Below are 14767 nucleotides of genomic sequence, written 5' to 3'. Positions count from 1 at the left end.
CGCTTGGAGCTGGAAAAAATAACCGTTCTCTTCGAAGACTCGCTTCCCTGAAGCTGCGCAACAGGGAAGAATGTCTTCTCTGAGAAGGTGATTTTTTCTGCTCCGCGCTGGAGCAGAAAAAAGCACAGTGCCATTTGCACGTCATCCCGAGAGCCTGTCCCGAATTTATTTCGGGATACGAGGGATCTCTTGATGAAGGTTAGGTATGTTTTAGTAGAATATTGAATAATAAAAGGAGAAATATATGAATGAAGAAAAAGACGTGAAAAAAGATGAAGAGATCGTATCGAAAGCAAAAAAAGTAAAAGAAGTAAATTCTCCGGTAAGAAAGGGATTGAAGTCTAAGACTGATATTGTAAACAATTGGCTGCCGCGTTATACAGGCAGACCGTTGGACCAGTTTGGGCAATATATTTTGCTGACTAACTTCAGTAAGTATGTTTCCATGTTTTCGGAGTGGAATGACAATGCACCGATCATGGGTCTGGACAAGCCGATGCAGAGCTGTACGGCAAATGGCATTACGATCATCAATTTTGGAATGGGAAGCCCGATGGCGGCGACCATGATGGATCTGCTGACTGCGATAAGTCCGAAAGCGGTGCTGTTTTTGGGTAAATGCGGCGGTTTAAAGAAGAAAAACCAGTTGGGTGACCTGATCCTGCCGATTGCGGCGATAAGGGGAGAGGGGACTTCTAATGATTATATGCCTGCTGAGGTTCCGGCTTTGCCTTCTTTTGCATTGCAAAAGGCGATCTCTACGACCATTCGGGACCATTCCAGGGATTATTGGACAGGAACCTGTTACACGACCAACCGCAGGGTATGGGAGCACGATAAGGAGTTTAAGAAATACCTGAAGACCCTGAGGGCTATGGCGGTGGATATGGAGACGGCGACTATTTTTACAACTGGTTTTGCCAATAAGATCCCGACTGGTGCGCTGTTATTGGTTTCTGATCAGCCGATGATACCGGAGGGTGTGAAGACTACGGAAAGTGACAGCAGCGTAACCACCAATTTTGTGGAAACGCATTTGATGATCGGGGTGGATTCTTTGAAGCAGCTGATCAATAATGGATTGACGGTAAAACACCTTCATTTTTAGTCCGCATCGGGGCTTTTAGGATAATCGAAGTCGACCAGGGTGCCTGTGGAATGGCTGGCTTCCTGCCAGTCGTCTACCATGAATTCGATCAAAACGGTACCGCAGGTGGGGATGTTGTAAATGCCTGCGTCTGTCAGGTAATTGGCAAAGTCTGTGAAACCCGGGTTGTGCCCAAATAGGGCGATCTTATCGTATTTGTTGTCAAAATTGTTTATAATTTTTAGCAGTGTCTTTGTGTCTGCTTCATAAACTGATAATTCTTCCTGTATCTGTTCTGCCGGAAGTTTCCATACCTGTGAGAAATGCCTCGCTGTGGTGATTGCCCTTAGTGCAGGGCTGCTTACTATCAGCTGGGGGATGAAATGTTTGTAGGCTAGCCTTGCTGCCATTTCGGGGGCATTCCTGTGTCCTCTTGGGTTTAAAGGTCTGTCAAAATCGGCGAGATGGGCGTTTCCCCATTCTGATTTTCCGTGCCTGATTAAAAGTAGCTGCTTAGTCATTGTTCAGTTTTTGTAATGCTTCAGTTTATGTAATACTTTGTCTACAACAGTTTGAGGTGGTAAATTGTTCATGCAGGCAAAATCTCCTCTGTAGCAGGGGATGTTGCCGTAAACGGAACATGGCCGGCAATACAGATCGGTTTGAACGGCATCGGCTATGGACTGTCCGTATCCCAGAAAACCTGCGTAAGGGTGTGTGGCTCCCCATACGGAGACAACGGGAATGTTTTTTAGGGAGGCAAGGTGCATGCCTGATGAGTCCATGCTGAGCATGAGGTCCAGGTTGGAAATGAATCTGAGTTCATCGGCCATCTTCATCTTTTTGACTAAGGTGGTGATGTTTTGGTGTTTGCCGGACCAGGTTGCGGCTATTTTTTCTTCTTCTGCGGAGCCTCCGAAGATGAACAGCTGATGGCCATGACCGGCGAGAGCCAGCAGGACTTCTTCTAATTTGTGTAGTGGGTATACTTTTTGGAGGTGCTGCGCAAAGGGGCTGATGCCGATCCATTTGGATGGGCTGGTTGTTTGTTTTACTGCTGATTGTTTTGCTGTTAACAAATCAGCTAATTCAGGACTCAAAATACCTGGTTCCAGCGCCTCGGGCCGGGGGTTTTGCAGGGTATTCTTTAAGTTAAAGGGGTAGCCGAGTTTTATAAAAACATCAGCGTAGCGTTGTACGGTGAGTGCTAATGGAATGAGTTGCTTATTGATTTTTCGGGTGAGCATCTTCTTTTCCTGCCTGCCTTTGTCAACGGTTGCTGATCTGATGCCTGCCAGGGAGAAGAAAGTGGTCAAAATCCGGCTCCGCAGGTTGTTGTGCAGGTCTGCCACGGCTGTTACATTTTGTGCCTTCAGTTCTTTGAAAAGTCTGTACAAGCCAAATAGTCCTTTGTGTTTTCCTTTTGGATCGATGCCATGAAAGCTGAGGCTGTTCATCCCCTCAAAAAATGGCCTGAAAAGATCGCGGCTTACGATGAGCAGTTCGGTATTGGGATACGCAGTTGTAAATTCTTTTAAAACGGGCTGGACCATGGCCACATCGCCCATGGCAGAGAAACGTATGACTAATATTTTAGTGGTCTCCGCCATTAAGGTTATTTTGGATTGTAAAGCACGGGGTTCAGACTAGGGTCGTTGTACATCTTCATCTGCTTGTAGACTTTCATGTATTTGTCGCCGTTTTGTATGTCGGTGATCAGTTCGTCGAGGCTGGTGGAAAGGTCTGTTCTTTGTGTCAGCAGGATATTCAGCTTGTCTGTACAGTTGCGCTTATGTTCTTCAGAGGCGTCGGCTCTGGTTGTTTCCTCCTGCATGTGATAGATCTTGAGCGCAAGGATAGACAGACGGTCTACCACCCATGCGGGGCTTTCTGAATTGATCTTTGCAGTTTCTTTTGCGGTAATGTCTTTGTATTCTTCCAGAAAATAGCTGTCTATGTATTCCACCACATCGGTGCGTTCCTGATTGGAGACATCGATGCGTCTTTTCCACCGCAGTCCGTCGACCGGGTTGATGTGAGGATTACGCACCACGTCTTCCATGTGCCATTGTACGGTATCTATCCAGCATTTGAGGTATAAAAGATGCTCAATGGTGCTGATGCGATAAGGGTTTTGGATGGACTGATCGATGTTGTTGTGAACATGGTAATCATTAATGGCGTCCTGAAAGATCTTATTGCAAAGCTTACTAATCATTTGGTAAAGGTATGGATTACTATTTTTTATTGTTGAAGTATTGGGAGATATCTTGAAGGGAGAATGCATTTAGACATTGCTGTGGTTGAAGCCCCCCTTTGCGGGCGACCAGTATGCCATACCGCATGTCGTGAAAGCCTTCGGTCCGGTGTGCATCGGGATTGACTGACAATAATACTCCTTTGTCCAGGGCGTAGCGGTGCCAGCGCCAGTCGAGGTCCAAGCGGAGCGGGTTGGCATTGATCTCGATCACTACTTTGTTGGCTGCACAGGCATCAATTACTTTTTTGTAATCGATAGGATAGCCTTTTCGGCTGAGCAGCAGGCGGCCGGTTGGGTGGCCCAGTATGGTGGTATATGGGTTTTCTATTGCGGTGATGAGTCTTGAGGTCGCTTTTTCCTCGTCCATACGCAAAATACTGTGTACGGATGCGACGACAAAGTCGAAGGTTTTGAGGATGTCATCGCTGTAGTCAAGTGAGCCGTCGTACAAGATGTCGCTTTCTATGCCTTTAAATATTTTGAACGGTGCCAGCCTGGCGTTCAGGGCATCTATTTCCTGGTGCTGGCCAAAGATCCGCTGCTCGTTGAGCCCATTCGCATAAAATGCGGATTTGCTGTGGTCGCACATGCCCAGGTATTCGAGCTGGAGGTGGTCCCTGCAATAGAGTGCCATTTCCTCCAGTGTATGCACGCCGTCACTCCAGGTGGAGTGGTTGTGCAAACTGCCTTTGAGGTCTTCGTATTTAATGAGCTGCGGCAGCTTGCCGGTCTGTGCCAGCTCGATTTCATTGAGCCCTTCTCTGAGTTCGGGCTCGATAAAGTCGAGTCCCGCCTTTTTATAAATGGCCTGTTCGTCGTCAAAGGGGCCTTCGCCGGCTATTTTTAATACTGCTGCGACATGCTCGTCATTGCCGGTGAGTTTGAACCAATTGAGGTAGAAGTCTGCTTTTGTACCCAGGTGGAGTCTGATCTTTAGTCCGAAAGGACTGAGAGCAACAAGTGTATTGTTGTCCTGTTTATCAAATTGCAGCGGCTGAAATTGTTCGATCTGGTCATAGATTTCCTGGATTTGTTCGGTCCCGATCGCAAAATCTATTTCTTCGATGATCTCCAGGCATCTTCTGTAGTCTCCTGCGACGCCCAGCAGCGGTTCGGCCTGGAAGCCGTTGAGCCAGACGGCCAGGTCTTCAAATAATTTATTGACCAGTGGCTCGGCCTGGGCATAGAGGAATTTGCCATGGGCAGCCATCTGGAATTCGATCACTTTTTTGATCTCTTCCTGTGTTTTTAAGCCGAAGCCTTTGGCTTCGATCAGGCGGTTTTCATTGCAGGCATAATAGAGCTCACCAATGTTTTCTATGGCAAGGTCTTTCCAGATGACCATGATCTTTTTTGGGCCTATACCTTTGATACCCAGCATTTCAACGATCCCTTCGGGTGTTTCTTTTAAAATGTCCTGAAGCTCGGCCATGGTTCCGGTCTGCAGCAGTTCCCAGACTTTGGCCGATATACTTTTGCCCAGCCCGTCGATTTGCGCGATCTCTTCCAGGCTTTTAGTTTTTATGGCAAAGGGCAGTTTGTCTACTTTAAAGGCAGCGTTGGCTACTGACTTGATCTTGAAAGGGTTTTGGTCGTGCAGTTCCATCAGCTGCGACAGCAGGCGAAGGGTACGTGCAATGGCTTTGTTTTCCATAGAAGGCCTGGTATTATTGTATTACGATCTGGAAGGGCATACGGGTTTGCACGCCTGATTTTGCAATTGCCGATTTCAGCTGCTCATAAATACGATAGCTTTCACCGATTTCGGCTTTGGCATAATGTGTTTTTATTTTGTCAGTGCCATCCTGGATCAACGATTTGAGCGGGCTCAGCATTTCGGGATATTCTACAATGGCATAATCTTTTACTTTGGCTTTCTTAGCAGCGGCATGGATGGCGTCTTTGAAACTGCCGGTACGGTCTGCCAGTCCTATTTTAACGGCGTCACTGCCCACCCAGACACGGCCGCCGCCGATGCTGTCGATATAGGCCTTTGATTTTTTACGACCATTGGATACGCGGCTGATGAAGCTTTCGTATACCCGGTTCACATCGTTCTGGATGATTAGCGTTTCACCTGCTGTAAGTGGCCTGTTCACACTCATGATGTCGGCATATTTACCGGTTTTTACGCCATCGAAGGTTATGCCCAATTTATTGTTCAGCAGGTTCTGGAAATTTGGAATGATGCCAAAGACACCAATTGAGCCGGTAATGGTATTTGGCTGCACAAAAATAGAATCTGCTGCACAGGCAATATAATATCCGCCGGAGGCGGCAACGTCACCAAAAGACGCAATCACAGGTTTTACTTTTTTAGCAAGTACAATTTCTCTCCAGATCACGTCCGAGGCGAGCGCACTGCCGCCCGGTGAATTTACGCGCAATACTATTGCTTTGATGCTGCTGTCCTGGCGGGCTTTTCTGATGCTTCTGGAGATCTTTTCTGATCCGATGGTTTCATTGTTGCCTTCACCGCCACTGATGTCGCCATTGGCGAAAATTACAGCGATTTTGTCTTTGCTGCCCCCGTCTTTCTCATCTTTCAGGCCTTTTGCATAGTCATTGATGGTCACAGAGGAAATGTTGTCTTTCTTTTTCTTTCCGCTTAAAGATTTGAGTTCATCAAGAACTTCATCTTTGTATTTTAGTCCGTCTACCATTTTGTAGGTAAGTGCGTCTTTGGGCTGGCGGATCTGATAGTCATCGGCTATCTGGTGAAGCTGAATGGTGTCTATTTTTCTGCTTTCTGAAATGCCCTGCAGAAATGTGCTGTATAGCCCGCTTAAATAAGCTGTAACCTGTTCGCGGTTTTTATCGCTCATTTTGTCGGTGATGAACGGCTCGACAGCGCTTTTGTAGTTTCCTACACGAATGATCTGTGCTTCTATGCCCAGTTTGTCTAAAGCGCCTTTGAAGAACATCAGTTTAGAGCTTAGGCCCTTAAATTCTAAAGCGCCCTCTGGGTTCAGATAGACCTTGTCGGCTACTGATGCCAGGTAATAAGCGCCCTGGGTATATACTTCGCTGTAGGCAATGATCTTTTTTCCGCTGGCTTTGAAATCGATCATGGCATTTCTAACTTCTCTCATGGTGGCAAAACCTGCGTTCGGAGAAGATACGCTCAGGTAAACGCATTTGATCTTGTCATCGGTTTTCGCCTTTTCAAGGGATCGGATGATGTCATTAAAGCCAATACTTTTTTCCCCGTCTGCGCCCATTATGGCTAAATTTGCAAAGCTGTCGTGAGGTGTTCGTTCGACTATAGCCTGATCAAGATTCAGGTAAAGTACCGAATTGTCGCTGACCAGAACGCTGTTGTCGTCATCTATTGATGAGACTACACCTGCAATTATACCGAAAACGATGGCAGCAACGATCACAATTGAAATGGCAAATCCTATGATTGTAGCAAAAACATATTTGAAAAATTCTCTCATGTGGGGGTTATGTATTTAATTTGTAAATATAAATAAAAAATACCCCTATAGGGGTCTCTATGGAGTTGGATCATAAAAAAGTTTATTTGTTACTGGGGAGTAATCTGGGTGACAGAATGCAGCTGATCGATGCCGCGATCTGCAAAATCAAAGAACGGATCGGGGTTGTTTTCAGCCGGTCATCAATGTATGAAACTGCTGCATGGGGGAAGGAGGACCAGCCTTCATTCTTAAATGTGGCATTGGGCGTCAGTACGACCCTTTCTGCGCTGGAAGTGCTGGAAAAGGCACTCGTGATTGAAGAAGAACTGGGCAGGGTAAGGCATGAAAAATGGGGCTCAAGACTGATCGATATTGATGTCATTCTTTACGGAGATGTTGTTGTGAACGAACCGGATGTACTTCAGGTACCGCATCCCCAAATGCAGCACCGGAAATTTGTTTTGGAACCTCTTGCGGAGATTGCACCGGATTATGAGCATCCTGTACTAAAAAAGACTGTATCAGAGTTATTGCAAAGTTTAGCTGATGATTTAACGGTTTCGAAGATTTAATTTTATAGTTTTGTTTAGATGATTAACGAGCAAAAAAATAATGAACCTCTGGATCTTTCCTATCTGAAAGATATGTGCGGGGACAGTGCTGAGTTTATTATAGAAATGATAGACCTGTTTAAAGTGCAGACTCCGCTTTACATCGCAGAACTTGAGCAGGCTGTAGCCAATAAAGACTGGGCCAAAGTGTCGGCAAGTGCACATAAAATGAAACCAACTTTTGTGTATGTGGGCAGGGAAGACGCTAAAGAATTCATGCAAAGTATAGAAGATAATGCCAAAGAGCTTAAAAACCTCGATCAGCTGCCTGCGGATTGTGCGGAGATGGCTGCATTTACGGCGATACTTTACCGGCAGCTTGACATTGCCAGGGCAGAACTGGAAGAAAGATTATAATTTCTATTGAGCTTCGATTGCCGGATTTTGTTTGAAATGGACGATAGACAGCGCAATGTAAAGTACCAGGATAAAGGGTACGGCTGCAAATTTCAGAAAGGGTATCAGCAAAGCGGACAGGATCAAAAAAATGTATTTGAGCTTATTGAGCTTCCAGCTGACTGAGCTAAACTTTAGAGAGAAGATCCTGATCTCACTGACCAGTAATGCGCTCAGGATTGCGATAAGTGCAAGGAGCAAAATGGTAGAGCTGATCAATGCGGGATAATCCCGCTGAATGAATGGTAAAGAAACTACAAACAACGTATTCATGGGGGTATTTAAACCTATAAAATCGTCTGTCTGTCGGGTATCGATATTAAATTTGGCAAGCCTCAAAGCGGAGAAAACTGTAATAATGAAACCCAGATAAGGCAGGTATTCGGAGGTGTAATCACTTTGTTTGAGCAGCTGGAACATGACTACTCCGGGCAGGAAGCCAAAGCTTACCATATCTGCTAAGGAGTCCAGCTCCTTGCCAATCTCTGACTTGACATGCAGCGCTCTTGCCGCAAGGCCGTCAAAGAAATCAAAAATACCGGAAAGTAAGACGAAGTAAGCTGCGGTTTCGAGATGACCGTTAAAAGCATAAACAATCCCGATGCAGCCTGAGAACAGATTTGCACAGGTTATTGCATTCGGGATGTGTTTTTTAACCATTGAATTAGCTGTTCATTGATATTAAGAACTCTTCATTGGATTTAGTGCCTTTTATTTGTGCCTGTACAAATTCCATAGCTTCCTGGGCGTTCATGTCTGCCAGGTGGTTGCGCAGGATCCATACACGCTGTAAAGTGTCTCTGTCGTGAAGCAGGTCGTCTCTTCTTGTGCTTGACGCTGTAATGTCGATGGCCGGGAAGATCCGTTTGTTGGATAGTTTACGATCCAGCTGAAGTTCCATGTTACCGGTTCCTTTGAATTCTTCAAAGATCACCTCGTCCATTTTAGAACCTGTATCTGTAAGTGCTGTTGCCAGAATGGTTAGTGAACCTCCTTTTTCTATATTTCGCGCGGCACCAAAGAAACGTTTTGGTTTGTGCAATGCGTTGGCATCCACACCGCCTGACAGGATCTTTCCTGAAGCCGGGGCAGTAGTATTGTAAGCCCTTGCCAACCTGGTGATAGAATCCAAAAGGATCACTACATCATGACCGCATTCTACGAGACGTTTGGCTTTTTCCAATACGATATTGGCGATCTTTACGTGACGTTCTGCTGGCTCATCGAAAGTAGAAGCGATTACCTCTGCACGTACGCTTCTTGCCATATCGGTCACCTCTTCCGGACGCTCGTCGATCAGCAATATGATCAGGTATACTTCGGGATGGTTTTTTGCAATGGCATTGGCGACTTCTTTCAGTAAGTTGGTCTTACCGGTTTTAGGCTGCGCTACGATCAGACCACGCTGACCTTTACCTATCGGGGTAAAGAGGTCAATAATGCGGGTAGAGTAGTTGTTGGTTTCTGTGAACAGGTTTAGCCTTTCTGTAGGGAACAGCGGGGTCAGGTAATCGAAAGGGACACGGTCCCTTACGTCAGCGGGCAAACGGCCGTTGATGGTTTCTACCCTTACCAGCGGAAAGTATTTTTCGCCTTCTTTCGGCGGACGGATGCTTCCTTTCACTGTATCGCCTGTTTTCAGTCCGAATAATTTGATCTGGGACTGGGATACGTAAATGTCATCAGGAGAAGAAAGGTAGTTGTAATCAGCCGACCTTAAAAAACCGTAACCATCAGGCATGATTTCCAGTACACCTTCATTGGTGATGGTATTGTCGAAATCAAGATTGGAGTAACTGTTTTCTATTTGTTTGCTGGTCTGGCCAATGGTATTGCCTTTTTGTCTGACCTCGTTATTCTGCTGAGGCTTGTTCTTTTTATTGTCGAAGGCAGGAACTGCCGCAGGTGCCGGATTAACTCCGGGCGCAGATTCTGCCGGATCTGTTTTGGCTACCTCAGTAATTTCTTCAGCAGGCTCAAAACGGGATGGCATTTCTTCCTCAACTATTGTTTCCGGATAGCTGTCAGAAGATGCGGGCTGCGGATCAAACAAAGAGGCTCTGTTAAACGGTCTTTGACTATTGCTTTCTTTTTCTTCCTCTTTGGGAATGCGGATTCTTTTTCTGGCGGGTTTTTCGGCAGTGCTTTCTTTTGCAGCTTTAGCAAGCTTTACTTTTGGTGCTTTTGGCTCAGGTTCTTCACCCGGGGCCTCTGTGGCAGATTCCAGCTCAGCAATTTGAGCGATGATCTCGACCAGTTCAGCCTTGCGTAATTCTTCTGCGTTTAGTATACCCTTAGTTTTTGCAATCTCACGCAGTTCTGCAGTGAGCTTTTCATTTAATTCTGTTTTATTAAACATTATATCGGTGTAGAGAATTTTTTAAAAAAGATTTTACCAATTGAACCAAGCAGATTATGCTTATAAAAAATAGTTGAAAACAAATTTTAATGAGATTTTCTGGAATGGTCAGATAAAGCTTTTTGAGAATTATGTTGCAATTGTATGTATTTGAAAACTATTCTCCAAGAAAAACTTAAAAATGTTTAAAATAAATTGCAGTAAAAAGACCAAAATTCCAGTTAAATCAGTGTTAATTTTGGCATCTTTGCACACATATATTACCCCCTGATGAACAAGACGCAGTTATTCGAGCAAATAAAAACCAAGAGATCTTTTTTGTGTGTAGGCCTTGACCCGGTAGTGGAAAACATCCCAAAGCACCTGTTAAAGTATGAAAATCCTGTTTTGGAATTCAACAAACAGATCATTGATGCGACAAAAGACCTCTGCGTTGCCTATAAACCCAACACTGCTTTTTATGAATCGATGGGATTGAAGGGCTGGGATACTTTGATTAAAACCTGGAAATACATACCTAACAACATTTTTACCATTGCAGATGCCAAAAGAGGAGATATCGGCAATACTTCGGCCATGTATGCAGATGCTTTCTTCAACGAAGAAAAGTCGGGGATGAGCTTTGATGCCATCACGGTAGCTCCGTATATGGGCAGTGATTCTGTAGGTCCGTTTTTAAATTATGCGGACAAATGGGTGATCTTACTGGCGCTGACCTCAAATTCAGGGCACAGCGATTTTCAGCTGCACCAGACCCCGCAGGGGAAACTTCATGAGGAGGTGATCCGCATTTCTTCCCAATGGGCTGGCAGTGACCAGCTGATGTATGTGGTGGGGGCGACAAGAGGTGCTGAGTTTGAAAATATAAGACGGCTGGTACCGGACAACTTCCTATTGGTTCCTGGTGTTGGCGCCCAGGGCGGGAGTTTGCAGGAGGTATGCAGATACGGTCTGAACAAGGAATGTGGTCTTCTGATCAATTCCTCACGAGGGATCATTTATGCCGGTAAGGGGGAGGATTTTGCTGAAAAAGCACGGGCAGAGGCCTTGAAACTGCAGCAGGAGATGGAGCAGATCTTAACCGCCGCTCAGCTGGTATGATTAAACCTGCTGATCTGAAGTTAATATTGGCTTTATTCGGGGTTGCATTGATCTGGGGAACTACTTACCTGGGCATCCGTGTGGCCGTGGAAACCATTCCTGCCTGGTTTGTTACCGCGATCCGGCAAAGTATTGCTTCTTTAATTCTGCTGACCGTCCTGCTGCGCAAGAATGAACTCAAATGGATGGGCTGGCCATATTTGAGGCGGCAAATGCTGGTTTCTTTATTGATGGTTGTAGTGGCAAACGGACTGACCACTGTAGCCGAAGAAACCATCCCAAGCGGGCTTACTTCTTTATTGAATGCGCTCAGTCCGCTGATCGTTTTTTTGGGATGTGTGCTGATCGGCCTGCAAAAACCATCCTTGAAGGGGTTTTTGGGTGTGGTTATTGGCTTTCTGGGCGTTGCATTTATCTTTCGGGACGGTATCGGCGACCTGCTTGATCCAAATTATAAAACGGGTATCCTGGCTCTGTGCCTCGCAATTACGGGCTGGTCTGCAGGTACGATTTATACCAAAAAATATACCCATAAATCGGCAAATATATTTCTTGATCTTTTTTACCAGTTTGCGTTTTCTGCTGTTGTGCAGCTGGGTCTGGCATTTACTTTTTCGGGGGATACTGACGTTAGTGCCTGGAGTTCGTACAGCTTGATGGCCGTGGTTTACCTCGCGGTATTTGGCTCAGTAGCCGGCTACTTTTGTTATCACTATGCGTTAAAAAAAATCTCTGCTACTAAAGTCTCGGTACTGACTTATTTTAATACGGTTATCGCCTTATTCCTGGGCTGGCTGATCCTGGATGAAATCATCACCATTGACATCATCATCGCTACCGCGCTTATTATCCTCGGTGTGTTCATTACCAATTACAAAACACAAAGAACCTGACGATTGGCTTTGCGAACAGTACTTTGTTATTAAATAATTGCTGATGCTAGGAAAAAATGCTTAAATTGGGTATCGGAATCAAAATATCAAATAAATAAGATGTTCCAGAAAATCATTACATTTTTTGAAAAAAGGAGTTTTGGGGTCTGCACTTACCTCGCAGAAAGGCTGAACATGTCTATCAGTAAGATCAGGCTTTTTTTTATTTATTCTTCTTTTTTGGCGGTTGGCTTTCCTATAGTATTTTACATATTAGCTGCTTTGGTCCTGGATGCAAGACATTATATAAAAAGGATCCGTCTGAGGATCTGGGATGTTTAGCAAATGATGACGTTCAATTGTCCGGGATAAAAAAATCCCGCCTAATTAAAAACTAAGCGGGATCAACCTAAAACAAAACTATCTAAAAATCAAAACTTACTCGTTGTGTACAGGTATGACTTTCAGAGCTAAAAAAGGTTTAAGATTTCAGAATATTTTTTTATTGTGTAACCAAATGATACACACTTTTATCTAAGTTTGTTGATTATTAATATTAGTAACGAAAATGTCGGTAAGGGGAAACCAATTTAAGTCCAATTCATTTAGAAACGAATCGTCTGACAAGCCGGGGCAAAAGCAAGCAGGTGCCAGAAAGTTTAAAGAACAACAGGAGGTAATGCCGAAACTGGACCTGAAGGATGGAAGGATCGTGAAAATAGCCGGCCTGGTTTTTATTATTCTTTCACTGTATCTTCTGATTGCTTTTACCTCTTATTTGTTTACCTGGGAAGACGATTACAGCTATGTAATTGATGCCAACGGCGGCTGGAGTAACCTGTTTAAAACTTATGAGGAACTGCAGCAGGTAAATATACCGCCTGTGGTACAGAATTGGCTTGGCAAGATTGGTGCGCTGCTGTCCCACCAGTTTATCTACGAATGGTTTGGTGTGGCTTCATTTCTGTTCATTTTTGTATTCTTTGTGATTGGTTACCGGTTATTGTTTAAGGTCAGGATCTTTTCAATGGAAAAGACATTGGGTTATAGCTTGTTCTTTCTTTTATTCCTGTCGCTGACCTTAGGGTTTGGCCATGCATTTTTGTCTGACACCCCGCATTTTCTGGAAGGTGAATTTGGATATTGGTCTAATAAACTGCTGGTCGCACAGATCGGGGTTGCAGGAGTTGGCGGATTGATCGCTTTCCTGGCATTGGCTGTACTTATCATTGCTTACAATATTGATTTTAAATTGCCCGGAAGAAAACAATATACGGGAAATGCCATTGTGCCGGAAGTGCCGGGGGATATTGAACTGGAGAACGAAGTGCGTTCTGAGCCGGTTGAGTTTACGCTCAATGACAGACTGGGGGCCAGCCAGCGTAAAAAAGAGCAGAACATTGTCATTACTCCATCCCGGTTTGAGGAGAGGGCTGATGATGAAGAAGTCATTCCACCTGTATTCACACCGGCTGTAAATGTAATGCATACGCCGGTAGTGATTGAGTCTGTGGTTGCCAAAGCGGATCCGGAATTGACCATCGAGAAAACTGAGGAAGATAAAAAATCGGATGAACTGGTAGAACAGTTTGGGAATTATGACCCGACGCTTGATTTGGCCAGTTATAAATACCCGCACCTGGATCTGCTGGAGAATCATGGGTCAAATAAGATTTCTGTAAATTCAGAGGAACTGGAGGCCAATAAGAACAAGATCGTTGAAACCCTGAATCATTACAATATAGAGATTGATAAGATCAAGGCGACGATAGGACCTACGGTGACCCTTTATGAGATCATTCCTGCTCCCGGTGTAAGGATTTCCAAGATCAAGAACCTGGAAGATGACATTGCGCTAAGCCTTGCTGCCCTGGGGATCAGGATCATTGCTCCTATGCCGGGGAAAGGTACCATTGGTATTGAGGTGCCCAATATGCATCCTGAAATGGTGTCGATGCGCAGTATACTGGCGACAGAGAAGTTTCAGACCACGACTATGGATTTGCCTATCGCTTTAGGAAAGACCATTTCTAATGAGGTTTATATTGCGGACCTGTCCAAAATGCCGCACTTACTGGTAGCCGGGGCTACGGGGCAGGGTAAATCGGTTGGTATCAATTCCATTTTGGTTTCATTGCTTTATAAAAAACATCCGTCGCAATTGAAATTTGTACTGGTGGATCCGAAAAAGGTGGAGCTGACGCTGTTCAATAAAATAGAGCGGCATTTCCTGGCCAAGCTTCCGGGAGAGGCAGATGCCATCATTACTGATACGAAGAAGGTGATCAATACCTTAAATTCCCTCTGTATTGAGATGGACCAGCGTTATGACCTGCTGAAGGACGCACAGGTAAGGAACCTGAAAGAGTACAATGAGAAGTTTATTAAGCGCAAACTGAACCCGAATAATTCACATCGCTTCCTGCCGTATATCGTACTGATCGTTGATGAGTTTGCCGACCTGATGATGACCGCTGGTAAAGAGGTGGAAACGCCTATAGCCAGGCTGGCCCAGCTGGCCCGTGCGGTAGGTATCCACCTGGTGCTGGCTACTCAGCGGCCATCTGTAAATATCATTACGGGTACCATTAAAGCCAACTTCCCTGCGAGACTGGCATTCAGGGTACTTTCCAAAATTGACTCCAGGACCATTCTGGAT

Annotated in this window: 14 protein-coding genes; 7 read left to right on the top strand and 7 right to left on the bottom strand. The window is 45.1% G+C overall.

Annotated elements, in window-relative coordinates; all coding sequences use genetic code 11:
- Nucleotides 1–244: 244 nt before the first annotated feature.
- Nucleotides 245–1108: an AMP nucleosidase gene (locus VK541_RS07665; RefSeq protein ID WP_324368560.1), complete on the top strand. Its 864-nt coding sequence runs from the start codon at nucleotides 245–247 to the stop codon at nucleotides 1106–1108.
- On the opposite strand, the gene VK541_RS07660 is transcribed toward VK541_RS07665, so the two are convergent.
- Genes VK541_RS07660 through sppA form a run of 5 tightly spaced genes read right to left on the bottom strand, consistent with a single transcriptional unit; the run spans nucleotide 1105 to nucleotide 6787 of the window.
- On the bottom strand, nucleotides 1105–1608 hold the full coding sequence (locus VK541_RS07660; protein WP_324368558.1) for a SixA phosphatase family protein: 504 nt from the start codon (nucleotides 1606–1608) through the stop codon (nucleotides 1105–1107). The genes VK541_RS07665 and VK541_RS07660 overlap by 4 nt on opposite strands.
- A 3-nt stretch (nucleotides 1609–1611) precedes the next feature.
- The gene (locus VK541_RS07655; protein WP_324368556.1) at nucleotides 1612–2697 is read right to left on the bottom strand and encodes a glycosyltransferase family 9 protein; all 1086 of its coding nucleotides are present in this window, start codon (nucleotides 2695–2697) and stop codon (nucleotides 1612–1614) included.
- 5 nt (nucleotides 2698–2702) lie between these two features.
- Nucleotides 2703–3305, bottom strand: a complete 603-nt coding sequence (locus VK541_RS07650; protein WP_324368554.1) for a DUF4254 domain-containing protein — start codon at nucleotides 3303–3305, stop codon at nucleotides 2703–2705.
- A gap of 19 nt (nucleotides 3306–3324) precedes the next feature.
- Nucleotides 3325–5001: a helix-hairpin-helix domain-containing protein gene (locus VK541_RS07645; RefSeq protein WP_324368552.1), complete on the bottom strand. Its 1677-nt coding sequence runs from the start codon at nucleotides 4999–5001 to the stop codon at nucleotides 3325–3327.
- A gap of 13 nt (nucleotides 5002–5014) precedes the next feature.
- On the bottom strand, nucleotides 5015–6787 hold the full coding sequence (gene sppA / locus VK541_RS07640) for a signal peptide peptidase SppA (protein ID WP_324368550.1): 1773 nt from the start codon (nucleotides 6785–6787) through the stop codon (nucleotides 5015–5017).
- 59 nt (nucleotides 6788–6846) lie between these two features.
- On the opposite strand from sppA, the gene folK reads away from it, so the two are divergent.
- Nucleotides 6847–7341 carry a 2-amino-4-hydroxy-6-hydroxymethyldihydropteridine diphosphokinase gene (folK, locus tag VK541_RS07635; RefSeq protein ID WP_324368548.1) on the top strand — a complete coding sequence of 165 codons (495 nt, stop codon included), beginning with the start codon at nucleotides 6847–6849 and terminating at the stop codon, nucleotides 7339–7341.
- An 18-nt stretch (nucleotides 7342–7359) separates the two neighbouring features.
- Nucleotides 7360–7737, top strand: a complete 378-nt coding sequence (locus tag VK541_RS07630) for an Hpt domain-containing protein (protein WP_324368546.1) — start codon at nucleotides 7360–7362, stop codon at nucleotides 7735–7737.
- 3 nt (nucleotides 7738–7740) lie between these two features.
- Here the strand turns inward: VK541_RS07630 and pssA are convergent, their stop codons facing one another.
- Together pssA and rho are read right to left on the bottom strand one after the other, a co-directional pair.
- Nucleotides 7741–8436 carry a CDP-diacylglycerol--serine O-phosphatidyltransferase gene (gene pssA, locus VK541_RS07625; RefSeq protein WP_324368544.1) on the bottom strand — a complete coding sequence of 232 codons (696 nt, stop codon included), beginning with the start codon at nucleotides 8434–8436 and terminating at the stop codon, nucleotides 7741–7743.
- Nucleotides 8437–8440: 4 nt separating this feature from the next.
- Nucleotides 8441–10135, bottom strand: coding sequence for a transcription termination factor Rho (rho, locus tag VK541_RS07620; RefSeq protein WP_324368542.1), 1695 nt, complete (start codon nucleotides 10133–10135; stop codon nucleotides 8441–8443).
- A gap of 270 nt (nucleotides 10136–10405) precedes the next feature.
- Between rho and pyrF the strand changes: the two genes are divergently transcribed.
- The 4 genes from pyrF to VK541_RS07600 form a co-directional block, all read left to right on the top strand.
- A complete protein-coding gene (gene pyrF / locus VK541_RS07615; protein ID WP_324368540.1) occupies nucleotides 10406–11236 on the top strand; it encodes an orotidine-5'-phosphate decarboxylase in 831 nt (276 codons plus the stop codon).
- Nucleotides 11233–12129, top strand: a complete 897-nt coding sequence (locus VK541_RS07610) for a DMT family transporter (RefSeq protein WP_324368538.1) — start codon at nucleotides 11233–11235, stop codon at nucleotides 12127–12129. Before pyrF ends, VK541_RS07610 begins: the two co-directional genes overlap by 4 nt.
- A 99-nt stretch (nucleotides 12130–12228) precedes the next feature.
- Entirely contained in the window at nucleotides 12229–12450 is a 222-nt protein-coding gene (locus VK541_RS07605; RefSeq protein ID WP_324368536.1) for a PspC domain-containing protein, read from the top strand.
- 226 nt (nucleotides 12451–12676) lie between these two features.
- A partial coding sequence (locus VK541_RS07600) for an FtsK/SpoIIIE family DNA translocase (protein ID WP_324368535.1) occupies nucleotides 12677–14767 on the top strand: 2091 nt, incomplete at its 3' end.

This window comes from Pedobacter sp. (assembly GCF_035317785.1).
Lineage (GTDB): Bacteria > Bacteroidota > Bacteroidia > Sphingobacteriales > Sphingobacteriaceae > Pedobacter.
The sequence above is the reverse complement of the archived record's forward strand: the minus strand, read 5'-3'. Positions and strand labels throughout refer to the sequence as shown.